Here is a 22,321-nt window from a genome sequence, read left to right as displayed (position 1 = left end):
CTCCACGCTTCACGGGGGAAAACCACCATGCGTACGTCACACCTCAGGACCGCCCGCGCCACCCGCACCGCCCTGCTCGTCGCCGCCGTCGCGGCCGCCTCGCTCGGCCTGACCGCCTGCGGCGGGGACGACGGCGCCAAGGACGCCGGCAGTGCCTCGCAGTCGGCCGGCGCCCCGGCGACCTCGGCCACGACCGGCGCCACCGGCACCACCGGCACCACGGGCGACACCGGCACCACGGGCGGCACCGGGGCGTCGGGGGACGGGACCGCCTCCGCCGCTCCCGCCGCCGCCAAGGGCTCGACCGGCGGGACCACGGGAGGGACGGCCTCCGGCGGTACGGAGTCCGGCCAGGGCGCCTCCGACGCCACGGCGCCCGTCTGCGCCCACGGCGACGTGAAGATCACCGCGGCGAAGGCCGACGAGGTGCCGACCGAGCACATCGTCCTGACCGCCACCAACACCTCGGGCCGCGCCTGCCGCCTGCTCGGCCACCCGCTCATCGCCTTCGACGAGATCCAGACGGCCAAGGACGTCCCGCCGGTCGCCAAGAGCAAGCCGGCCGCCCCCGTGGTCCTGAACCCGGGCGCTCCCGCGTACGCCAACGTGCGGGTCTCCAACGGCGGGGTCCACGAGGACAACAAGGTGGTGAAGGAGTTCAACGTGAACCTCTTCGCCGCCGACGGCCCGGCCGAGGGCAGTGTCGTGGTCGCCGCCCCGGCGGGCGGCCTCGCGGTCGACGAGGCGGTCGCGAAGACGGGCTACTGGACGCCCGAACTCCGCAACGGCGCCGACGAGTTCTGAGCCGCACGCGCCGCGTCGTGACGACGGGTCCGTCTCCCGGGGGATCGGGGACGGGCCCGTTCTCCGTGTGACGGGCCTGTGAATTCCCGGCCCCGTCACGGCGGTCGGTCCCGGTGTCCGGAGTGCGGACCTTCGCAGGTGAGGGGTTCCGGAGCGGTCCGCCCGAAGCTACCGCTCGGTCATGTCGGCCTTGTTGCACGGGAGTTGCGGGGCTGCGGATCCTCTTGCGGGATTCCTATGGATCAGTCAATCTTTCGGCGACGACAGGGCGGCCGGGAGTCGCGAGGTCCGCGTCGGACCGTTCACGTTCTTGTCATGTCCCTGTCGTGAGTGAAGGTCACTCGGGCTCCACCCCCACGGGAGCACCCCCCACGAGGAGGACACCTCACATGGCAGTGATGCGCGCATCGCGTCGCCGGATCTCCGCCGCCGCGGCCATAGCCGTCACGGCGCTCGCCCTCGGATCGCTCTCCGCCCTCCCCGCCACCGCCGCGCCGTCGGCCGCGGAGGGCGTGATCGAGAACGCCGGCGCCGAAGGCACCGTCCCGGGCAGCTACATCGTCACCCTCGACGAGTCCGCCCCGGCCGAGACCGCCAAGGGCCGGGCGGTCCCCGGCAAGTTCGGCGCCACGATCAAGCGGACGTACACCTCGGCGGTGAACGGCTACGCGATCGAGCTCTCCGAGGCGCAGGCCAGAAAGCTCGCCGCCGACCCCGCCGTGAAGTCCGTGGTCCAGAACCGGGTCTTCACCATCGACGGCACCCAGCCCTCCCCGCCCTCCTGGGGCCTCGACCGGATCGACCAGAAGGCCCTCCCGCTGAACCAGAGCTACACCTACCCGGACAGCGCGGGCCAGGGCGTGACGGCGTACATCATCGACACCGGCGTCCGCATCAGCCACAGCGACTTCGGCGGCCGCGCCTCCAACGGCTACGACGCCATCGACAACGACAACACCGCCCAGGACGGCCACGGCCACGGCACCCACGTCGCCGGCACCGTCGCGGGCTCCTCCTACGGCGTCGCCAAGAAGGCGAAGATCGTCGGAGTCCGGGTCCTCGACAACAGCGGCTCCGGCACCACCGACCAGGTCGTCGCCGGCATCGACTGGGTGACGCGGAACGCGGTCAAGCCGGCCGTCGCCAACATGAGCCTCGGCGGCGGCGTCGACACCGTCCTCGACCAGGCGGTCCGCAACTCCATCGCGGCCGGCATCACCTACGCGGTCGCGGCCGGCAACGACAGCTCCAACGCCTCCAACTACTCGCCCGCGCGGGTCACCGAGGCCATCACCGTCGGCTCCACCACGAGCTCCGACGCCCGCTCCAGCTTCTCCAACTACGGCACCGTGCTGGACATCTTCGCCCCCGGCTCCTCCATCACGTCCTCCTGGAACTCCAGCGACACCGCCACCAACACCATCTCCGGCACCTCGATGGCCACCCCGCACGTGGCCGGCGCCGCCGCCGTCTGGCTCGGGGCCAACCCGACCGCCACCCCGGCGCAGGTCTCCACGGCCCTCACCACCGCCGCCACGCCGAACGTCGTCACCAGCCCCGGCACCGGCTCCCCGAACAAGCTCCTCTTCGTCGGCGGGGGCGGCACCACCCCGCCCCCCGGCCCGAAGTTCGAGAACACCGCCGACCACGCCATCGCCGACAACGCGACCGTCGAGTCCCCGGTCACCGTCAGCGGCGTCACCGGCAACGCCCCCTCGGCCCTCCAGGTCCCGGTGAACATCGTCCACACCTACATCGGCGACCTCCAGGTCCAGCTGATCGCCCCCGACGGCAGTGCGTACACGCTCAAGGGCTTCGGCACCGGCGGCAGCGCGGACAACATCAACACCACCTACACCGTGAACGCCTCCTCCGAGGTCGCCAACGGCACGTGGAAGCTCCGCGTGACGGACAACGCCAGCGCCGACACCGGCAAGATCGACTCCTGGGCCCTGCAGTTCTGAACCCGGGCCACCGGTTCTGAACGCCGGCCCCCGGCGCCGAACCCCGACCCGAGCCCGAGGCCCTGACCGGCCGGAGGGGCGGCCACCACCCGGTGGCCGCCCCTTCGCCGTGCCTCAGTACGCGGCGTCCCGGGGGTACTCCACCGGGTCCGCGACCCAGCCCGCCGACAGCACCAGCCGCGAGGTGCGGTGCACGGCGAGGAAGCCGAAGGGCCGGTCCACCTCCAGGGACACCCGCCGGATCCGGTACGGCGCGCGGGGCGCGCACCCGCCCGGGACCCACAGCCGGGACTCGCGCGTCGTGCTCCGCGCGTACTCCACCCGGAGCCCAGGCCCCAGCCTCCCGAGCGGCAGCGCGTCCCCGGACGCGGGCCGGTACGAGCCGTCCAGCACCCCGAGCCCCGCGGCGAGCACCGCTCCCGGCGCCACGCCGTCCTCGCCGAGCGGCAGATGCACGTCGACCCCGGTGTCGCCCAGCGCCCGCGGCACCGTCAGCGGTCCGACGGGCGTCGGCGCGACACCGACCCGGTCGAGGAGACCGGTCGAGCGGCACAGCCCGATCAGGTCCCGGCCGGGACCGACGGCGTCCAGCCGGTCTGTGCCCCGATTGTCCGTTCCGTACCCCGCATGGCAGCCCCCGGTGCCGGACCGCGTACGATGCGCGCGCCCGATCGTCTGTTCGTCCCCGCCCCAACAGGAGCACCGTACCCGTGGAGCCGACCCCGCAGCCCCAGCCGCCCGAGCCGGGGACACCCCCCGTGCCGGACGCGCCCGCCGCTCCTCCGGCGACCGGTCCGTACCCGACGCCGGGTCCGTACCCGCAGTCCGGCCCGTACGCGGCGCCGGGGCCGTACACCTCGCCCGGCATGCCCTACGCGGGCGTCCCGGGGCCGTACGGGCCCTACGGGCGTCCGGCGGCCACCACCAACGGGCTCGCCATCGGCTCGCTCGTCAGCGGGATCGTCTGCTGCCTGCCGCCGCTCGGGCTCGTCCTCGGGATCTTCTCGCTGCGGCAGATCAAGCGGAGGGGACAGGGCGGCAAGGGGCTGGCGGTCGCCGGCATCGTGCTCTCCACGATCAGCACCCTGCTCGTCGTCCTCGGACTGATCACCGGTCAGATCCAGGACGGGATAAGGGAGTTCAGGGAAGGCATCCGGGAAGCGGCCAGCTCCCGGATGCCGATGGAGCTGCGTGCCGGGGAGTGCTTCCTCGACGACGCGGGGCAGGGGGAGTACACCCTCGGCGTGCGGGTCGTCGACTGCGCCGAGCCGCACGACGGCGAGATCACCGGCCGCTTCGAGGCCACCGGCTTCGGCTCCTGGCCCGGCGAGGAGGCGCTGGAGAAGCTCGGCGAGTCGCGCTGCGACGCCATGGTCGGCACCTACGTGCGCGACACCTGGACCCTCACCGCCGACACCCTGAGCCTGTACTACTACCCGGACCGCCAGGCGTGGCGCCAGGGCGAGCGCCGGATCGCCTGCGGCGTCGGCGGCGAGGAGCGGACCACCGGCTCGCTGCGCTCCGACTCGACCACGCTCGACCGGGGCCAGCTGGCCTACCTCGCCCTCGTGAACCCCATCGAGGACGCCGCCTACGAGGAGCCGGAGGCCGACCCGGAGGAGGACCTGGAGAGCAATCGCGAGTGGGCCGCCGAGGTGCGCGCGGCGGTCGACTCGGCGCGCTCCGGGCTGCGCCGCCACACCTGGGAGCCGTCCGAGCGGGCCCCGGTGGAGGCGTACGCGACGAGCCTGGACGCCGCCTCGAAGCAGTGGGCGAAGCTGGCCCGGGCCGAGGACGCGGACGCCTTCTGGGACGCCTACGACCGCGCCTTCGAGCTGCTGTCGGCCGACGCGGAGGTGGACGTCCGCCAGGCCCTCGGCCTCACGCACACGCCGCCGGAGGCCGCGGGCGACCACGGCTCCGTCTGACGCGCGCGGACGGGGCCGGGTCTCCGCGCGAGAGACCCGGCCCCGTCGTGTGCGGACCGGCACCGGTGCCGGGAGGCGGCTTCGGGGGGTGGGGGACGGCGGCCCGTGACCAGCCGCCGTCCCGTGCCCCGCTGCCGCCGCCCGCGGTCCGGTCCGCGCCCCTCGGGAGCCGCCGGCGGGGCGGCCCCGGGGGAGCGGGGGGTGCGGCGAGGGCTCAGCGGCGGGTGAGGCCGCGGTCGATGGCGCCGATCAGCTCGCCGTCGACGGTGTCGCCGTCCAGCGACCAGACCATCGCGCCGGCGAGCCCGTGGGTGCGGACCCAGTTCGCCTTGGTGCGCAGCACGGCCGGGTCGTCGTAGGTCCACAGGGTGGTGCCGTCGAAGAGCCAGGCGTGCCCGTTCCGGTGGCCCCGGTAGAGCTTGTACGTCCCCGAGTCCGCGAGCTTCTTGAGGTTCTTGTAGTCCTCGGAGCCGGGCGCCCAGGTCGCCGGGGCGGGGCCCGCGGCGGGCTGGCCGAGGCCGTCGCCGCCGCCGGTCACGCCGGTCCAGCCCTGGCCGTAGAAGGGCATGCCGACCACGAGCTTGTGGGCGGGGGCGCCGCGCCGGAGCCAGGACTTCACGGTGCCCTCGACGCTCCAGTCGTTCTTGGCGAAGAGCGCGGACTGCTGGTTCGCGGTGGTCTCGCCGGAGACGTGGAAGTCGTAGCCCTGGAGGTTCACGAAGTCGAAGTCCCGCATGATCTTGGCGACTTCGAAGCCCGCGTCGATCTTGGCCGGGGCGGTGGGCACGTACGCGCTCAGCTCGTAGTGCTTGCGCTTCGGCAGCGAACGTCCGTACGCGTCCAGCTGGTTGCGGAACTCCCGTACCAGCGCGGTGAAGTTGACCTTGTCCTCCGGGCGGATGACGTTGCCCGGGTTGCCCTCGGATCCGGGCCACTCCCAGTCGAGGTCGATGCCGTCGAAGAGGCCGGCGGCCGCTCCGGCGCCGCCCCGGGCGCCGTCCTGGGGGAGGTTGCCCTTGATGTAGAGGTCGATGCAGGAGGAGACCAGGGCGCGGCGGGACTCGGGGGTGCGCACGGCGTCGGAGAAGTACGCCGAGCCGCTCCAGCCGCCCAGCGAGATCATGACCTTGAGGTTCGGGTGCTTCGCCTTCAGGTCGCGCAGCTGGTTGAAGTTGCCGGCCAGCGGCTGCGTGTCGGTGTCGGCCGTGCCGTCCACGGAGGTGGCGGCGTCGACGGGGCGGACGTAGTCGGCCCAGGGGTCGGAGCCCGGCACGGGCCCGATGACGCACTTGCCGGCCTTGTCGACGATGCCGAAGGCGTAGTTGATGTGGCTGAGCTTGCCGGCGGTGCCGCTCGTGTCCAGGTCCTTGACCTGGAAGTTCCGTCCGTAGATGCCCCATTGGGTGAAGTAGCCGACCCGCTTGAGGGCGTGCTCCGCGGCGGGCGGCCGGGGGGTGGGGCGGGGGTGGGCGTCGGCGGCGGGGGCCAGGGTGGCGAGGAGGCCGAGGGCGGCCGCGGCCGCCGTGCCGAGGGTCAGCTTGGTCAGGACTCTGGGACGCATGGGCTCGTTCCTGTGCGAGGCGGGATGGAGCGTGCGAGGGCGTGCGCAGCAGGAAGTTATTGGTCCAGACCAATAGGGGTCAAGGGGTCGGACGGGGTCGATCGCTCTTCATCACTTCGGGTGAAACTCTGGCCCATGCTTGCGGATGGCCACATTCGGTTGTCAGTCTGTAGCTGTCCGTCAACCTGAGGGGAGTGTCCAGTGACGTTCGGTGAGCAGCCCGCCTATTTGCGCGTGGCGAGCGATCTGCGCGAGAAGATCGCGAACGGCTCGCTCCCGCCGCATACCCGTCTCCCCTCGCAGGCACGCATCCGCGAGGAGTACGGGGTGTCGGACACCGTCGCGCTGGAGGCCCGCAAGGTGCTCATGGCCGAGGGGCTCGTCGAGGGCCGCTCCGGCTCGGGGACGTACGTGCGGGAGCGGCCGGTGCCCCGCCGCGTCGCGCGCTCCGGCTACCGTCCCGCCACCGGCGCCACCCCCTTCCGGCAGGAGCAGGCCGTCGAGGGCGCGCGCGGCACCTGGGACGCGCGCAGCGAGCAGGAGGAGGCGGGCCTGGAGATCGCCGCGCGCCTGGGCATCGAGCCCGGCGACCGCGTGATGCGCACGCGGTACGTCTACCGGGACGGCGGCGAGGCCATGATGGTCGCCACCTCCTGGGAACCGCTCGCGGTCACCGGCCGCACCCCCGTGATGCTCCCCGAGGAGGGCCCGCTCGGCGGCTGCGGCGTGGTCGAGCGGATGGCCGCGATCGACGTCGTCGTGGACAACGTGGTGGAGGAGGTCGGCGCCCGCCCCGGCCTCGCCGAGGAACTGCTCGTCCTCGGCGGCGTCCCCGGCCACGTCGTCATGGTCGTCGAGCGCACCTTCTACGCCTCCGGCCTCCCCGTCGAGACCGCCGACGTCGTGGTCCCCGCCGACCGCTACCGCCTCTCCTACCACCTGCCGGTCCGCTAGCGCCTGTCCGGCCGTTCCCGCCGGGTCCGGCCCGCCCGGCACGGACGCTCGCCGCACGGCCGAAACGCCCGAGTAGTTCCTTCCCCGAGCTCTCGGCTTCGCTCGGGCAGGGGAGGCCCCGCCCGAGGGTGCCCCGGCCGCGCGCCGGGCGCACGCACCGGACGGCCCGCCGTGTCCGACGCCGAGGCCCGTGCGGGCCCCGGGGCGGCGTCCGGCCGTCCGGGGTCCGGGACCTGTTGTCCGGAGGCCGTGACGTGGAGTTAACGGGGCGTCAGATGGTGTTACCGGGTGGCAATGCCGGGCGGCGGGGGCCCGTCACACGCCGCTCCTAGCTTCCTGCTCCGTACCCGCGACCCGGCCGGACGACAGGAGCCCCCATGGCGGAGACCGTCACCACGCCCACCACGGAACCGGAGCCGCCCGCCCCGGCGCCGGAGGGGGCGCCGCCCGCCCGCGCCCCCCGCCGCAGCTACGCGAAGCTCGCCGCCGACGAGAGCCGCGAGGACTACTCGCTGCGCTACGCCCCGCACTCCTTCCGGCGCTGGTCGCCCGGGACCGTCGCCGGCACCGCGCTCGGCGGCATCGCCTACCTCGCCGACTTCGCCATCGGCGCCTCGATCGTCTTCGCGTACGGCTTCACCAGCGGATTCGCCTCGATCCTCACCGCCGCCACGATCATCTTCCTCACCGGCATCCCCATCGCCCGGGCCTGCGCGAAGTACGGCCTGGACATGGACCTCATCACCCGGGGCGCCGGCTTCGGCTACTTCGGCTCCACCCTCACCTCGCTCATCTACGCCTCCTTCACCTTCATCTTCTTCGCGCTCGAAGGCTCGATCATGGCGCAGGCCATGCACCAGGCCGTCGGCCTCCCGGTCGAGCTGGGCTACCTCGTCACCACCCTCATCGTCATCCCGATCGTCTTCCGCGGGATGGGCGCGCTCGCCAAGGTGCAGGCGTGGACCCAGCCCGTATGGATCGTCGGCATGGTCCTGCCGTTCCTGGTCCTCGCCTTCGAGGCGCCGGACGCCTGGGGCGCCTTCGCCTCCTTCGGCGGCACCGAGGGCGCCGGCTCCGGCTTCGACTGGATCGGCTTCGGGCTCGGCACCGGCGTGGCGCTCTCGCTCATCGCCCAGATCGGCGAGCAGGCCGACTACCTGCGCTTCATGCCGGCGAAGACCGAGGCCAACCGGCGCCGCTGGAACCTCGCCGTGCTCGCCGCCGGACCCGGCTGGGTGATCATCGGCGCGGCCAAGCAGCTCGGCGGCGCCTTCCTCGCCTTCGTCGCCCTGGAGGCGGTCGGCAAGACCCACGCCCTGGAGCCGATCGCCCCGCAGATCGAGGCGCTCAAGCCCTGGCTCGGCGGTCTCGCGCTGCCCGCCGCCGCGCTCTTCGTGATCGTCTCCCAGATCAAGATCAACGTCACCAACGCCTACAGCGGCTCGCTGTCCTGGTCGAACTTCTTCTCCCGCATGACCCACCGGCACCCCGGCCGGGTCTGGTACATCTTCCTCAACCTCGCCATCGCGCTGACGCTGATGGAGATGAACATGTTCGCCGCGCTCGGCAAGCTGCTCGGCTTCTACTCGAACGTCGGCATCGCCTGGATCACCGCCGTCGCCGCCGACCTCGTCATCAACAAGCGGGCCGGCTGGTCCCCGCCGTATATCGAGTTCAAGCGGGCCTACCTGTACGCGGTGAACCCGGCCGGCTTCGGCGCCATGGTCGTCGCCTCCGTCGTCTCGATCCTCGCCTTCTTCGGCCTCTTCGGCGCCTACGCCGAGGCGTTCTCCACCTTCATCGCCGCCGGTCTGGCCCTGGTGCTCTGCCCGCTGATCGCCTGGGCGACGAAGGGCCGCTACTACCTGGCCCGCCCCAACCCCGTGAACGGCCCCGGCGCCGCCCCCGCCGACGAGCGGGCCACCCACACCTGCGCCGAGTGCGAGACCGCGTACGAACTGCCCGACATCGCCGACTGCCCGGTCCGCTCCGGCCCGGTCTGCTCGCTGTGCTGCTCGCTCGACGCGGACTGCGGCGACGCCTGCCGCAAGGAGCCGGCCCTCGGCGCGGGACCCGTCCTCATGCCGGTGCCGACGGTCCCCGGGAGGGCGCCCGGCATGTGACCTTCGGCCTCCTTGCGTCGGTTCCCGGCCGATCCGTATCTCTTGGTGAAAACCCGTATCCGCTGTGTGAAGGTCAGGCGTAAGCTCCGGCATATGCGGATTGCGGTTTCCCGGAGATCCTTGGTGACGCCTGGCACGGCGGAGGGAGAAGCCTGATGACCGACAGCGGCCCCGTCCATCCGTGGCTCGTCATACGGCAGGACGACAACGGCAACCGCTACCGGGTGGGCCGGTACGCGACCCAGGACGAAGCCCAGCGGATCGCGGACACGCTCGACGCGCGCGGTCACAAGCAGCTCTACTGGGTGGAGCGCGTCGCCGCCACCCCCTGACGCCCCGGCTACCCTCACGGGCATGACCGACAGCACCCCGCACCACGGCACCGGACCCGGCCACGGGACCGGTGCCGTGGTCGTCGTCGCGGCCGCCCTGCTCGACGGCGGCCGACTGCTCGCCGCCCGCCGCAGCGCCCCCGAGGAGCTCGCCGGCCGCTGGGAACTGCCCGGCGGCAAGGTCGAGCCCGGCGAGCGCCCCGAGGACGCCCTCGTCCGCGAACTGCGCGAGGAGCTCGGCGTCGAGGCCGAACCCGGCGAGCGGATCCCCGGCGAATGGCCCCTCAAACCCGGGTACGTCCTGAAGGTGTGGACCGCCCGGCTGCTCTCCGGCGAGCCCCGCCCGCTGGAGGACCACGACGCGCTCCGCTGGCTCGCCCGCCACGAACTGGACACCGTGGACTGGCTCGACCAGGACCGCCCGGCGGTCGCGGAGGCGGCGCGCAGGCTTCCCGTCGCGCGCCCCTGACCCCGGCGCGCACCCGGCTCCCTACGCCGTTCGTGCCACCGTGCGCCCGTAGCCGCCCCCTGGGTGGATATTTCGCGGCGTATTCCGGGTATGTCCCCATTGGTCCCTCGGGAGAGGGTGATCCTCTTCCTGCTGAACCGTGCTTGGGGAAGTGATCGCGTGTGATCGGCACCGACGGCGCCCGCGCCGAGTGGAACTTCCCGGCGGAGGCCGACGCGGTGCGCACCGCTCGCCACGCCGTGCGCGAGACGCTCCGCTCCTGGGAGATCGACGCGGCCGTGGGGGACATCGCCGTCCTGCTGGTCAGCGAGCTGGTCACCAACTCCCTGCGGTACGCCTCCGGGCCCATCGGCGTGCGCCTCGTGCGGGCCGAGGGCGCCGCCACCGACCCGCCCCGGCACTCCGCGCTCCTGGTGGAGGTCTCCGATCCGCTTCCGGATCCGCCCACCGAGCGGCCCGCGGGACCCGACGACGAAGGGGGCCGCGGGCTCGGTCTCGTGGCCTGTTCCGCACGCCGCTGGGGGACCCGCCAGGGCAGCACCGGGAAAACCGTATGGTTCGAGCTGGCTCTCCCTGGTGAGTAAAGAGAGAGGGACGACGATCACCGGAGCGGGTCACGAGCCGACCGAGACCACCCTGTGATCGTGGACGTCGTGCCGCCGGTGCCCGCCGTGCTGAATACTGCGGGTATGGCCGGTCCGGTGCGGTGAGCTGGAGGGGACGGTCGCGTGAGCGAGATATCCGAGACGACGGGCGGCGTCGTGTGGCAGAGCAGCCCGCCCGGTTCGATCTACGACTACATCCGGGTAGCCTCCTTCTCCCTCGGGCCCGACGGACGCGTCGACCAGTGGAGCCGTCGGGCGGCGGAGCTCTTCGGCGTGGACGCCCAGGAGGCCAGGGGCAAGGACCCCGTCGAGGCGTTCATGCCCGCCGAGCTGCGAGATCGCGGCCACCGGCAGGTCAAGGAGGTCCTCGACGGGCGCGAATGGACCGGCCTCGTCCCGTTCCGCATCCCCGGCCAGGCCGGGGCCCCCGGCCTGGAACAGCCGCACGGCATCGCCGAGATGTACGTGATGCCGAGCGAGACCGAGACCGGCGAGCGGGCCGCGCTGTGCATCGTGGTCGACGTCAGGGCGCTGCGCCGGATCGAGACCGACCTCGCCGCCTCCCAGGCGATTTTCGGCCAATCACCCTTCGGGTTCCTCCTCTTCGGCACCGACCTCACGGTCAAGCGCGCCAACCAGCGCTTCGCGGCCGTCTTCGGCGGCGACGCCGACGACCACCGCGGCCGGAGCGTCCACGACTACCTCGCCAAGCCCGAGGCCGACCGGATGACCACCGCCCTGCGCCGGGTGCTGGACACCGGGGAGTCCGTCAACGACCTCCGGATCACCGGCGCCGCCCCCGGCGCCCGGATCCGCCGCCACTGGTCCATCAACCTCTACCGGGTGCACAGCGGCTCCGGCCGCCCGATCGGCGTGGCCGGCCTCGGCATCGACGTCACCCGTCGGCAGAGCGCCGCCCGCGAGGCCGCCAGCGCCCGCCGCAACCTCGCCCTCCTCAACGAGGCCGGAGCCCGCATAGGGAACTCCCTCGACCTGGAGGCCACCGCCCGCGAACTCCTCGACGTCGCCGTCCCCGGCTTCTGCGACCTCGCCTCCGTCGACCTCTACCAGGGCCTGCTCACCGGCGACGAGGCCCCGCCCGGCCGCTGGGGCAGCTCCCACGACGTCGGCTACGGCGCGGGCAGCGCCGAACTGCGCCGGGTCGCCTTCGCCAGCGCCGTCTCCGACACCCCCCTCAGGACCGACGAGGGCCACGGCCCGGCCGGCGACGGCGGCGGACCCGTCCCCATCGAGGTCGGCGCCGTCCACCGCTACCCCTTCAACTCGCCCACCGCCGGCGCCCTGCGCACCGGCCGGGTCCGCACCGTGCCCGGCGGCGAGGGCGACCTCGTCCGGTCCACGCTCGCCGTCCCGATGGTCGCCCACGACACCGTCGTCGGCCTCGTGCAGTTCTCCCGCACCAAGGGCAGCGAGCCCTTCGGAGACCGCGACCGGGCCCTCGCGGTGGAACTCGCCGCCCGTGCCGCCGTCTGCATCGACAACGCCCGCCTCTACCGGCGCGAGCACGAGCGGGCCCTCATCCTCCAGCGCAGCCTGCTCCCGCCCGGCGACCCCGAGGCCGCCGGACTCGACATCGCGTGTCGCTACCTCCCCGGCACCGACGCCACCGAGGTCGGCGGCGACTGGTTCGACGTCATCGAACTCCCCGGCCACCGCACCGCCCTCGTCATCGGCGACGTCATGGGCCGCGGCCTGCGCGCCGCCGTCGCCATGGGCGAACTGCGCACCGCCGTCCGCACCCTCGCCCAGCTCGACCTCGAACCCGCCGAGGTCCTCTCCCACCTCGACGAGATCGCCCGCGGCCTCGGCGCCCCGATCGGCGCCCAGCAGTCCCGCGCGCACAAGAACCGCGGCCCCGAGCTCTCCGAGGTCTACCTCGCCACCTGCGTCTACGCCGTCTACGACCCGGTGACCAGACGCTGCACCTTCGCCAACGCGGGCCACCTCCCGCCCGTCCTCGTCGAGCCCGGCGAGGAGGCCCTGCTCCTCGACGTGCCCCCCGGGATGCCGCTGGGCGTCGGCGGCGAACCCTTCGAGGAGGTCGAGGTCGAACTCCCCGAGGGCTCCCTCCTCGCCCTCTACACCGACGGCCTCGTCGAATCCCGCGACCACCCCCTCGACGAGGGACTCAGCGCCTTCAAGCGGGCCCTCGCCGACCGGGCCCGACCCCTGGAGGACGTCTGCGACCGGGTGCTCACCACCCTCGACACCGGGCACGGCGAGGACGACATCGCCCTCCTGATGGCCCGTATCCAGGGACTGCCCGCCGAGGCCGTGGGGGACTGGCGGCTGCCCCGCGAGCCCCGCTCCGTCGGCCGCGCCCGCGAGCTGGCCCGCACCCAGCTCTCCGCCTGGGGGCTGGACGCCCTCGTGGACACCGTCGAACTCCTCGTCAGCGAACTCGTCACCAACGCGCTGCGCTACGGCGAGGGCGAGATACGGCTCCGGCTGCTGCGCGACCGCACCCTGGTCTGCGAGGTCTGGGACGCCGGCCTGGTGCAGCCGCGCCGACGCCGCGCGAAGGACACCGACGAGGGCGGCCGCGGCCTCCAGCTCGTCGGGCTGCTCTCCGCGTCCTGGGGCTCGCGGCGCACCCCGCGCGGCAAGACCGTCTGGTTCGAACTGGCCCTGCCCGACGGCGGGCCCACGGCGGAACCCACCGTGGACCAGCTGCTCAGCATGTTCTGAACCGGCGCCCCGGTCAGGCCGCCTTGAGCGCGGCCAGCCGGGCCGCGATCTCCGCCTCGTCGCCGACCGCGTCCAGCTGCTCGAACTGGGCGTCGAGCGAGGAGGCGGCCAGCTCCTGCTTGCCGAGCGCCCGCGCCTCCTCCCGGCGCACCTTGTCCTCGAAGCGGCTCAGCTCGCTCGTCGGGTCCAGCACGTCGACGTTCTTCACCGCGTCCATCATCGTGTTCTGCGCCCGCGCCGACTTCGCGCGCGCGACCAGCTCGTCCCGCTTGGCCTGGAGCTCGACCAGTTTGGCCTTCATCCGGTCGAGGCCCGAGGTCAGTTTCCGTACCACCTCGGTCTGCGCGGCGATGGTCGGCTCGGCCGTCCGCGCCTCCTTCTCCGACTGGAGCTGCCGGCCCAGCGCGACCTTGGCGAGGTTGTCGAAACGGTCCGCCTCCGCCTCCTGCCCGCCGGTGCGCAGCTCGTCCGCCTTCCGGCTGGCCGCCATCGCCTTGCCGCCCCACTCGGCCGCCGCCGCGACGTCCTCCGCGTGGTCCTGCTCCATCAGCCGCAGATTGCCGATGGTCGCCGCCACCGCCTCCTCCGCCTCCGCGATGTTCCCCGAGTAGTCGCGGATCAGCTGGTCCAGCATCTTCTGCGGATCCTCCGCCTGGTCCAGCAGGGCGTTGATGTTCGCCTTCGCCAGCTGGGTGACGCGGCCGAGGACGGTCTGCTTGCTCATGCGCTGCTCCTCGCAGGCTCGTACGGAACGGGGCCGGGTGGACCCGGGACTCAGAAGCGGCCGCCGCCGCCCCGTCGGCCGCGCGTGCCGCTGCCGCCGAAGCTGCCCGGCCCGCCGCCGAAACCTCCGCCCCCGAAGCCGCCCCCACGACCGCCGCCCCTGCCGGTGCCCCCGCCGAACAGCCCGCCGAGGACGATGCCGCCGAGCACGGCGCCGCCGCGGCCGCCGCCCCCGCCGCCGTCCGTCCCCGTCACCCCGCCGAGCCCGTTCGGGTTCCCGTACCGGCGCACGTCCTGCTCGGCGAGCTCCTGCGCCCGCCGGGCCAGCGCGTCGGCCCGCTGGGCCTCCGCCAGCGCCTCCTGCGGCCGGTCCGCCGCCAGCGCCCGCGCCTTCTCCAGCCGCCGCTGCGCCTCCGCCAGCCGGGTCCTGGCCTCGCTGCCCACCGCGCCCCGGTGCGTCTGGACGTAGTCCGAGGCCGCCCCCAGCTCCGCCCGGGCGGTCAGCCGCGCCTCGTCGAGCAGGGCGCGGGCCCGCGCGTCGCCGGACTCCCGCTCGCGCGCCCCGGCCAGCGCCGCGTCGACCGCCGCGTCCGCCTCCTCGACCAGGCGCTGCGCGTCCAGGGGGTCGTACCGTCCCGCCTCGATCGCCCGCCGGACCTCCGCCGCCACCGTCTCGGCGCGGGCGATCCGGCCGCGCAGGTCGCCGGTCGAGGCGCCCTCGGCACTCCCTTCGAGGAGGCCGCGGGCCTCGGCCAGGTCGGCGTCCGTCTCGGTCAGCACGCCGGGCAGCCGGCCCTCCGCCTCGGCCAGCTCCTGCGCCCGCCGGTCCACCGCCTCGATCAGCCGGGACGCCTGGTCGACCGCGCCCTCGGCGGCCCGCACGTGGACGGCCGCGGAGCCGGTGTCGCCGTCGTCGACGGACTGGCGGGCCTGGTTGATGTGGGTGGTGGCGAAGACCAGCCGGTCCTTGGCCTGTTCGACGGCACCGGCGACCGGGGCGGCCGCGGACTCCGGGTACCGCTCGCGCATCGCCCCCAGCGCCGCCTCGGCGCCGGAGACCCGGCCGGTCCGCGTCCGGAAGGCCGTCTCGACGGCGGCGAGCGCCTCGGGCGCGGTCCGCTCCAGGGCCCGGAGCCGGTCGAAGTCCTCGGTCTCGGCGTCCAGCCGGGCGTCGGCCTCGGCGCAGCGGCGCAGGATCTCGTCGAGCATCGCGCGCCGGGTGGCCTCGTCCTCGGGGAAGGCGTCGTCGAGCTTCTGCCGCAGCCGGAAGGAGGCGGTCAGCTGCTCCTTGGCGAAGGCCACCGCCTCCTCGAAGGGCCGGGCGGCCTCCTCGCCGAACTGGGCGGTGGCGAAGCCCAGTTCCTCCTGGCTGGTGCGGACGGCGTCGTCGGTGGCGACCAGGGTCCGCCGGGCCGCGGCGTCCAGCTCCTCCAGGGTGGGCGGCGCGGGCTGCCCCCAGCCCCGGCCGCCGCCGGGCGTGGTGCGGGTCGCGGTCCGCCGCCTGCGGCGGGTGTACGCGTACGCCGCCACCGCTCCGGCGCCGCCGACGACCGCGATCGGGAGGATCAGGTCGGCCCCGGAGGTCGAGCCGTCGGCCCCGCCGCCCGGGTCGGCGGGGCCGGGGGTGATCTCCGGCGCGGGCACGGGCAGGCCGGCGAGGACGGCGCCGTAGCCGTCGGCCGCGCCGATCGCGGCGCCCGCCCAGTCGTTCGCCCGCAGCGCGGGCTCGATCGCGGTCCTGGCCACGTCGTCCAGCTGGGCCTGGGTGAGCCGGGAGCCGGGGTCGACGGAGTAGCCGTACCGCCGGTCGTGGGTGGCGACGGCGAGCAGCACGTCGTCGAGGCCCAGGCCGTTGCGCTCGGCGGTGGCGTCCGCCCAGTCCTGGCCGGAGCGGCCGGAGAAGTCCCGGACGTAGACCACGAAGAGCTGGAGGCGGCGGTCCTCGTAGAGCCGGTCGAGGGCCTCGACGACCTCGGGGCGCCGGTCGCCGAGGGCGTCCACCCGGTCGAGGATCTGCCCGTCGGAGGGGAGGACGACGGGGTCGTCGGCGCGGGCGCCGGCCGCGGCGGGCGCGACGAGCCACCACGCCGCCACCAGCATCGCGAGCAGGGCTCGGGTGGCTATTCGGGTCACAAAGGGGAGGTTATGTACTGCTATGCGGCGCCGCGACCGGACGCCCCCGCCCCGGAAACCGACCGCGGGGCCCCCGGCGTCCCTGTCGGAGCCGATCTCTACGGCGGTCTCCCGCGGGCGGGGAGGCCCACGACGCTCTCCGGGGGGCACGGGTGGACGGACGACTGAAACGGATGTGGCGCAAGGGGCGCTGGTGGGTCCTGGTGCCGGTGCTGCTGCTCGTCGTGCCGCCGCTCTTCGGCGCGCTCGCCCTGCGGGTGAGCTACGCCGGCGATCTGCGCGACGACGCCCGCACGCGCGGGAAGGACGCGTACTGGATCGGGCACGCGTGGGTGGACGGCAGGAAGGAGGACGCCGACCTGACGGCCCTCGCCGAGCGGCTGAGGGGCACCGGGATCAGGGACCTCTACGTGCACGCGGGCCCGCTCGAACACGACGGCACCCTGCCGCCCGCCCGGCACCCGCGCGCGAAGTGGCTGACCGACGGCCTCCACCGGGTGCTGCCCGGCGTCCGGGTCCAGGCGTGGCTCGGCGACGTGCTGGCCAACGACGGGCCGACCGGCCTGCGGCTCTCCGACGCCGCCTCCCGGAAGGCCGTCACGGCCTCCGCCCGCCAGGTCCTGGACGCGGGCTTCGACGGCGTCCACTTCGACCTGGAGCCGCTCCAGTCCGGCGACGCGGACTATCTGACGCTCCTGGACGACCTGGGGCGGCTGACCCGCTCCCGGAACGCGCCGCTCTCCGTCGCCGCCCACCAGATCGACCCGCTGCCGGGCGCCCACGCGGCCCTCGGGCTCGTCTCGGACCAGGGCAAGTGGTGGTCGCAGGAGTACTTCGGCGAAGTGGCCCGGCGGGTCGACCAGATCGCCGTGATGTCGTACGACACCTGGATGCCGCTGGAGAGCGTGTACGGCGGCTACGTCGCCCAGCAGACCGCGCTGGCCCTGGAGGTGACGCCGGACTCCACCGACCTGCTCATGGGGCTGCCCTTCTTCCACGAGGACGACCTGGGGCACCACGAGAACGCGGAGACCGTCGAGGCCGCCGTCCGGGGCGTGCGGCTCGGCCTCGGCCGCACCGACCCGGACCGCGAGCGCTTCGGCGTCGCGCTCTACGTGGACTTCGCGGAGGAGCCGGGCGACTGGGCCGCCTACCGCGCCGGCTGGGCCCGTACGGGCTGACCGGCGGGTCGCGCGCGGGGGGAGCGGCCCGGGGGAGCGGCGCCGGGCCGCAAGGGGGGAGCCGCGTGGGGCTGTTGGGCCGCACGAGTGGGGTTTGCCGGGTGAGCCGCCGTGTCTGCGGGGGCGCGTCCGCCGGGTGCCGTTCAGTGGGACGACCGAGAAGATCTGATCATCTCTCAATGGCATAAAACCGGACGAAGGGGTAAAAGTCATGTCCCAGGTCGGCGCCCCCCAGGGGAGGACATGGGCCGGTTCGTCCAGGAGCCCGCGCTCCCGAACACTCCGCTCCGTCGCCACCCTCACCAGCGCGGTCCTCGCCGTCACCGTCCTCGCCGGATGCAGCTCCGACGAGGACGCCGACGGAGCCCCGGCCGCGGCCCAGGACAACGCGCCCACCGCGCGCTCCCTGGTCGACGACGGCGGCACCCTGCGGTGGGCGGTGGACGCCCTGCCCGCCACCTTCAACGCCTTCCAGGCCGACGCCGACGCCACCACCAACCGCGTCGCGGGCGCCGCGCTGCCCGCCCTGCACACCCTGGACGAGCGGGGCAGGCCCCGGCTCAACCCCGACTACCTGGAGACCGCCGAGGTCGTCGAGACCGAGCCCCGCCAGGTCGTCCTCTACAAGCTCAACCAGCAGGCCGTCTGGAGCGACGGGCGCGAGATCGGCGCTGCCGACTTCGTCGCCCAGTGGCGGGCCCTCAGCGGCCGCGACACCGCCTACTGGACGGCCCGCAACGCCGGCTACGAGCGGATCGAGAAGATCGAGAAGGGCAAGAACGACCTGGAGGTGCGGGTCACCTTCGCCAAGCCCTACGCCGACTGGCGCTCCCTCTTCACCCCGCTCTACCCGAAGCAGGTGATGGGCTCCCCGAACTCCTTCAACGACGGGGCCCGCACCACCCTCAAGGTCACCGCAGGACCGTTCCTGCTGCGTACGGTGGACCGGAAGACCGGCGACCTGACCCTCGCCCGCAACCCCCGCTGGTGGGGCAAGCCCGCCAAGCTCGACAGCCTGGTGCTGCGCGCCGTCCCGCGCGCCGACCGCGAGGCCGCCCTGGCCGGCGGGAAGCTCGACCTGGCCGAGATCGACCGCTCCACCGCCGAGCGCATCGCCCTCGCCCTCAAGGACGCCGACGCCGGCCGCAGCGGCGCCCAGGCCGCCCAGCTGCACGGCCCCGGCTCCGCCGTCACCCCCGGCAAGGCCCTCGGCTCCTGGGCGCTCGCCCACGGCGCCGACGAGGAGCTGGCCTCGGAGGTCAAGGCCGCCCGCGCCGAGAACAAGGCCGCCGCGGCCCGCTACGCCGCCGCCCAGGACACCCTCGCCGGCTACGTCGTCCGCAAGTCCCTGGAGCCCGCCTACACCCAGCTCTCGCTCAACGGCGAGTCCGGCCCGCTGGCCGACGAGCGGGTCCGCCGCGCGGTCGCCCGCGCCATCGACCGCAGGGAACTGGCCGAATCCGTCCTCAAGCCGCTCGGCCTCCCCTCCGACCCGCCCGGCAGCCACCTCGCCCTGGCCGGCCAGGCCGCCTACGCCGACAGCAGCGACGCCCTCGGCGACCAGGACACCAAGGAGGCCCGCGCCCTCCTCGCCGACGCCGGCTGGGTCCCCGGCGGGGCCCAGAAGAAGCCCGCCGGCACCAAGGCCGGCTCCGAGGCCGGCACCAAGGCGAAGGCCGCCGAGGAGGCCGACTCCAAGAAGAAGGCCGCCGAGGAGGCCGACTCCAAGAAGAAGACGGAGAAGGGCGACACCGCCTCCGACGACGGCCTCTACATCGTCGGCGACGACAAGCCCGGCGAGCTGCCCGCCGCTCCCCGGATCGGCCCCGGCGGCCCCGAGACCGGCACCCGGGTCCTCGCCCCGGCCCCCGCCGCCGCCCGGCAGAGCGCCGCCCTCCTCGCCCGGGCCGAGGGCCTCGACACCGGTGCCCGCGCCGCGGCCGGGCCCGGGAACGCCAAGCCGGACAAGGGCGTCGCCGGCGCCTACGCCCCCCTGGGCAGCGCCGCCCCGGCCGCCGTCCCCGCCGCCTCCCAGGCCCTCGGCAAGGACGGCAAGGCCCTCAGCCTCCGCTTCGTCCTGCCCTCGGGCCCCGGCTCGGAGACGCTGCGGTCGGTCGGGGACCGGATCGTCCGGATGCTCGACGCGGTCGGGATCCGGACCGAGATCACCAAGGTCTCCGACGAGAGCTTCTTCAAGGACCACATCGCCTCCGGCGACTACGACCTGGCCCTCTACTCCTGGCCGGCCTCCGCCTTCCCGGCGACCGACGCCCGGCCGATCTTCGCCAAGCCCGAGCCCGCCTCGGACGGCTCCCTGCTGGTCGAGCAGAACTACTCGCGCGTCGGCACGGACCGGATCGATCAGTTGTTCGACCAGGCGGCCGGCACCCTCGACGAGGAGGAGGCGGGCGACCTGATCCGCCAGGCCGACGCCCGGATCTGGGCCGCGGCCGGCTCCATCCCGCTCTACCAGCGCCCCCAGCTGGTGGCCGCCCGGCAGGACGTGGTGAACGCCGGCGCCTGGGGCTTCGCCGCCCCCCAGTACCAGGACATCGGTTTCAAGAAGAGCGAAACGACCAAGGGTAGCCCGTCGAACCGCTGAAAACACGGGCCACAACCTCAGAAGCAGCTCAAGTTCCTTGCCCGCCGGTGACCCCGGCGGGCAGGATCGCGTCGGCCCCTTGACCCGGACCGCATGACTTTCCCCACACCCTGGGACCCACCCCGAAACGTCCCAGTAGACCCTCTCGGATCGATCCGGGGAAGCCCCTTGCGCGGCAGCCCCGTACCATAGGACATAGCCGTGGCGCGTCCGCCCGGCGGGCGTAAGAGGAACTGACGCCGATTCCCACGATCCGAGAGAAGCGCAAGCCACCCATGCCCACGCGCCACGACATCCGTAACGTCGCCATCGTCGCCCACGTCGACCACGGCAAGACGACCATCGTCGACGCCATGCTCAAGCAGGCCGGTGCCTTCGCCGCCCACCAGCAGCTCGACGACCGCATGATGGACTCGAACGACCTGGAACGTGAGAAGGGCATCACGATCCTCGCCAAGAACACGGCGGTGAAGTACCACCCCAAGGACGGCGGGGCCCCGATCACGATCAACATCATCGACACCCCCGGCCACGCCGACTTCGGTGGCGAGGTCGAGCGCGGTCTGTCGATGGTCGACGCGGTCGTCCTCCTGGTGGACGCCTCCGAGGGTCCGCTCCCGCAGACCCGGTTCGTGCTGCGCAAGGCCCTCCAGCAGCGCAAGCCCGTCATCCTCTGCATCAACAAGACGGACCGCCCGGACTCCCGGATCGACGAGGTCGTCAACGAGACCTACGACCTCTTCCTCGACCTGGACGCCGACGAGGACCAGATCGAGTTCCCGATCGTCTACGCCTGCGGCCGCGACGGCATCGCCTCGCTGACCAAGCCGGAGGACGGCACGGTCCCGCAGGACTCCGAGAACCTGGAGCCCTTCTTCTCCACGATCCTGGAGCACGTCCCGGCCCCGGCGTACGACGAGGAGGCCCCGCTCCAGGCCCACGTCACCAACCTGGACGCCGACAACTTCCTCGGCCGCATCGCGCTGCTCCGCGTCGAGCAGGGCGAGCTGCGCAAGGGCCAGACGGTCGCGTGGATCAAGCGGGACGGCTCCGTCTCCAACGTCCGCATCACCGAGCTGATGATGACCGAGGCGCTCACCCGCAAGCCCGCCGAGGTCGCCGGCCCCGGTGACATCTGCGCCGTCGCCGGCATCCCCGACATCATGATCGGCGAGACCCTGGCCGACCCGGAGAACCCGATCGCGCTGCCGCTGATCACGGTCGACCAGCCGGCCATCTCCATGACCATCGGCACCAACACCTCGCCGCTCGTCGGCCGCGGCGGCACCGGCAAGGGCGCGGAGGCCAAGTCCGCGGTCAAGGACCGCAAGGTCACCGCCCGTCAGGTCAAGGACCGCCTCGACCGCGAGCTCATCGGCAACGTCTCGCTCCGCGTCCTGGAGACCGAGCGTCCCGACGCCTGGGAGGTCCAGGGCCGCGGTGAGCTCGCGCTCGCCATCCTGGTCGAGCAGATGCGCCGCGAGGGCTTCGAGCTCACCATCGGCAAGCCCCAGGTCGTCACCAAGGAGGTCGACGGCAAGGTCCACGAGCCCGTCGAGCGCCTCACGGTCGACGTGCCCGAGGAGCACATGGGCGCCGTCACCCAGCTCATGGGCGTCCGCAAGGGCCGCATGGACAACATGTCGAACCACGGCTCCGGCTGGGTCCGCATGGAGTTCGTCGTCCCGTCCCGCGGCCTGATCGGCTTCCGCACGGAGTTCCTCACCAACACCCGCGGCACCGGCATCGCCCACTCGATCCACGAGGGCCACGAGCCGTGGTTCGGCCAGCTCCAGACCCGTAACAACGGCTCCCTGGTCGCCGACCGCGCCGGCGCGGTCACCGCCTTCGCGATGACCAACCTCCAGGAGCGCGGCGTCCTGTTCACCGACCCCGGCACCGAGGTGTACGAGGGCATGATCGTCGGCGAGAACTCGCGCTCCGACGACATGGACGTGAACATCACCAAGGAGAAGAAGCTGACGAACATGCGGTCCTCGTCGGCCGACTCGTTCGAGGCGATCGTCCCGCCGCGCAAGCTCTCCCTGGAGCAGTCCCTGGAGTTCTGCCGCGACGACGAGTGCGTCGAGGTGACCCCGGAGGCCGTCCGCATCCGCAAGGTCGTCCTGGACCAGAAGGAGCGCAGCCGCTCCGCCTCGCGCGCCAAGAACGCCTGACGCGCCGCGTCCGTCTGACGCTCCGTCGCCCGCCGCACCGTCCCGGTGCGGCGGGC

General features: G+C 73.5%; 16 protein-coding genes. 12 read left to right on the top strand and 4 right to left on the bottom strand.

Annotated features, from left to right (window positions below; all coding sequences use genetic code 11):
* The first annotated feature begins 27 nt into the window (after positions 1 to 27).
* Both IE321_RS25340 and IE321_RS25335 read left to right on the top strand, forming a co-directional pair.
* The gene (locus IE321_RS25340; protein ID WP_190224647.1) at positions 28 to 804 is read left to right on the top strand and encodes a DUF4232 domain-containing protein; all 777 of its coding nucleotides are present in this window, start codon (positions 28 to 30) and stop codon (positions 802 to 804) included.
* A gap of 389 nt (positions 805 to 1,193) precedes the next feature.
* Positions 1,194 to 2,768, top strand: a complete 1,575-nt coding sequence (locus IE321_RS25335; RefSeq protein ID WP_190224646.1) for a S8 family peptidase — start codon at positions 1,194 to 1,196, stop codon at positions 2,766 to 2,768.
* Positions 2,769 to 2,882: 114 nt separating this feature from the next.
* On the opposite strand, the gene IE321_RS25330 is transcribed toward IE321_RS25335, so the two are convergent.
* On the bottom strand, positions 2,883 to 3,257 hold the full coding sequence (locus IE321_RS25330; protein ID WP_190224645.1) for a hypothetical protein: 375 nt from the start codon (positions 3,255 to 3,257) through the stop codon (positions 2,883 to 2,885).
* A gap of 221 nt (positions 3,258 to 3,478) precedes the next feature.
* Between IE321_RS25330 and IE321_RS25325 the strand changes: the two genes are divergently transcribed.
* Positions 3,479 to 4,696 (top strand): DUF4190 domain-containing protein, encoded by a 1,218-nt coding sequence (locus IE321_RS25325; RefSeq protein WP_190224644.1) that lies wholly within the window; start codon positions 3,479 to 3,481, stop codon positions 4,694 to 4,696.
* Between the two features lie 214 nt (positions 4,697 to 4,910).
* Here IE321_RS25325 and IE321_RS25320 read toward each other — a convergent pair whose 3' ends face one another.
* Positions 4,911 to 6,257: a glycoside hydrolase family 18 protein gene (locus tag IE321_RS25320; protein ID WP_190224643.1), complete on the bottom strand. Its 1,347-nt coding sequence runs from the start codon at positions 6,255 to 6,257 to the stop codon at positions 4,911 to 4,913.
* Between the two features lie 201 nt (positions 6,258 to 6,458).
* Between IE321_RS25320 and IE321_RS25315 the strand changes: the two genes are divergently transcribed.
* The 6 genes from IE321_RS25315 to IE321_RS25290 all read left to right on the top strand — a co-directional run bounded on the left by IE321_RS25315 (position 6,459) and on the right by IE321_RS25290 (position 13,449).
* Positions 6,459 to 7,211, top strand: a complete 753-nt coding sequence (locus tag IE321_RS25315; RefSeq protein ID WP_043228415.1) for a GntR family transcriptional regulator — start codon at positions 6,459 to 6,461, stop codon at positions 7,209 to 7,211.
* Between the two features lie 377 nt (positions 7,212 to 7,588).
* Positions 7,589 to 9,334 (top strand): purine-cytosine permease family protein, encoded by a 1,746-nt coding sequence (locus IE321_RS25310; protein WP_190224642.1) that lies wholly within the window; start codon positions 7,589 to 7,591, stop codon positions 9,332 to 9,334.
* Between the two features lie 155 nt (positions 9,335 to 9,489).
* The gene (locus IE321_RS25305; protein ID WP_190224641.1) at positions 9,490 to 9,666 is read left to right on the top strand and encodes an SPOR domain-containing protein; all 177 of its coding nucleotides are present in this window, start codon (positions 9,490 to 9,492) and stop codon (positions 9,664 to 9,666) included.
* A gap of 22 nt (positions 9,667 to 9,688) precedes the next feature.
* Complete coding sequence (locus IE321_RS25300; RefSeq protein WP_051842560.1) at positions 9,689 to 10,135, top strand: (deoxy)nucleoside triphosphate pyrophosphohydrolase; 447 nt, start codon at positions 9,689 to 9,691, stop codon at positions 10,133 to 10,135.
* A 161-nt stretch (positions 10,136 to 10,296) separates the two neighbouring features.
* Complete coding sequence (locus IE321_RS25295) at positions 10,297 to 10,719, top strand: ATP-binding protein (RefSeq protein WP_190224640.1); 423 nt, start codon at positions 10,297 to 10,299, stop codon at positions 10,717 to 10,719.
* A 144-nt stretch (positions 10,720 to 10,863) separates the two neighbouring features.
* Positions 10,864 to 13,449, top strand: coding sequence for a SpoIIE family protein phosphatase (locus tag IE321_RS25290; RefSeq protein ID WP_043228420.1), 2,586 nt, complete (start codon positions 10,864 to 10,866; stop codon positions 13,447 to 13,449).
* Between the two features lie 13 nt (positions 13,450 to 13,462).
* Here the strand turns inward: IE321_RS25290 and IE321_RS25285 are convergent, their stop codons facing one another.
* Positions 13,463 to 14,173 (bottom strand): PspA/IM30 family protein, encoded by a 711-nt coding sequence (locus IE321_RS25285; RefSeq protein ID WP_043228422.1) that lies wholly within the window; start codon positions 14,171 to 14,173, stop codon positions 13,463 to 13,465.
* 50 nt (positions 14,174 to 14,223) lie between these two features.
* Complete coding sequence (locus tag IE321_RS25280; RefSeq protein ID WP_190224653.1) at positions 14,224 to 16,272, bottom strand: TPM domain-containing protein; 2,049 nt, start codon at positions 16,270 to 16,272, stop codon at positions 14,224 to 14,226.
* Positions 16,273 to 16,457: 185 nt separating this feature from the next.
* Here IE321_RS25280 and IE321_RS25275 point away from each other — a divergent pair, with 185 nt between their 5' ends.
* The 3 genes from IE321_RS25275 (at position 16,458) to typA (ending at position 22,265) form a co-directional block, all read left to right on the top strand.
* Complete coding sequence (locus tag IE321_RS25275) at positions 16,458 to 17,486, top strand: glycoside hydrolase family 18 protein (protein ID WP_372470194.1); 1,029 nt, start codon at positions 16,458 to 16,460, stop codon at positions 17,484 to 17,486.
* 211 nt (positions 17,487 to 17,697) lie between these two features.
* Positions 17,698 to 20,088 carry an ABC transporter family substrate-binding protein gene (locus IE321_RS25270; RefSeq protein ID WP_190224639.1) on the top strand — a complete coding sequence of 797 codons (2,391 nt, stop codon included), beginning with the start codon at positions 17,698 to 17,700 and terminating at the stop codon, positions 20,086 to 20,088.
* 275 nt (positions 20,089 to 20,363) lie between these two features.
* Positions 20,364 to 22,265: a translational GTPase TypA gene (typA, locus tag IE321_RS25265; protein ID WP_043228431.1), complete on the top strand. Its 1,902-nt coding sequence runs from the start codon at positions 20,364 to 20,366 to the stop codon at positions 22,263 to 22,265.
* The last annotated feature ends 56 nt before the right edge of the window (positions 22,266 to 22,321 follow it).

Origin of the sequence: Streptomyces hydrogenans (assembly GCF_014656075.1) — a bacterium.
Taxonomy (GTDB): domain Bacteria; phylum Actinomycetota; class Actinomycetes; order Streptomycetales; family Streptomycetaceae; genus Streptomyces; species Streptomyces hydrogenans.
This window is presented reverse-complemented; position numbering and strand designations above follow the sequence as displayed.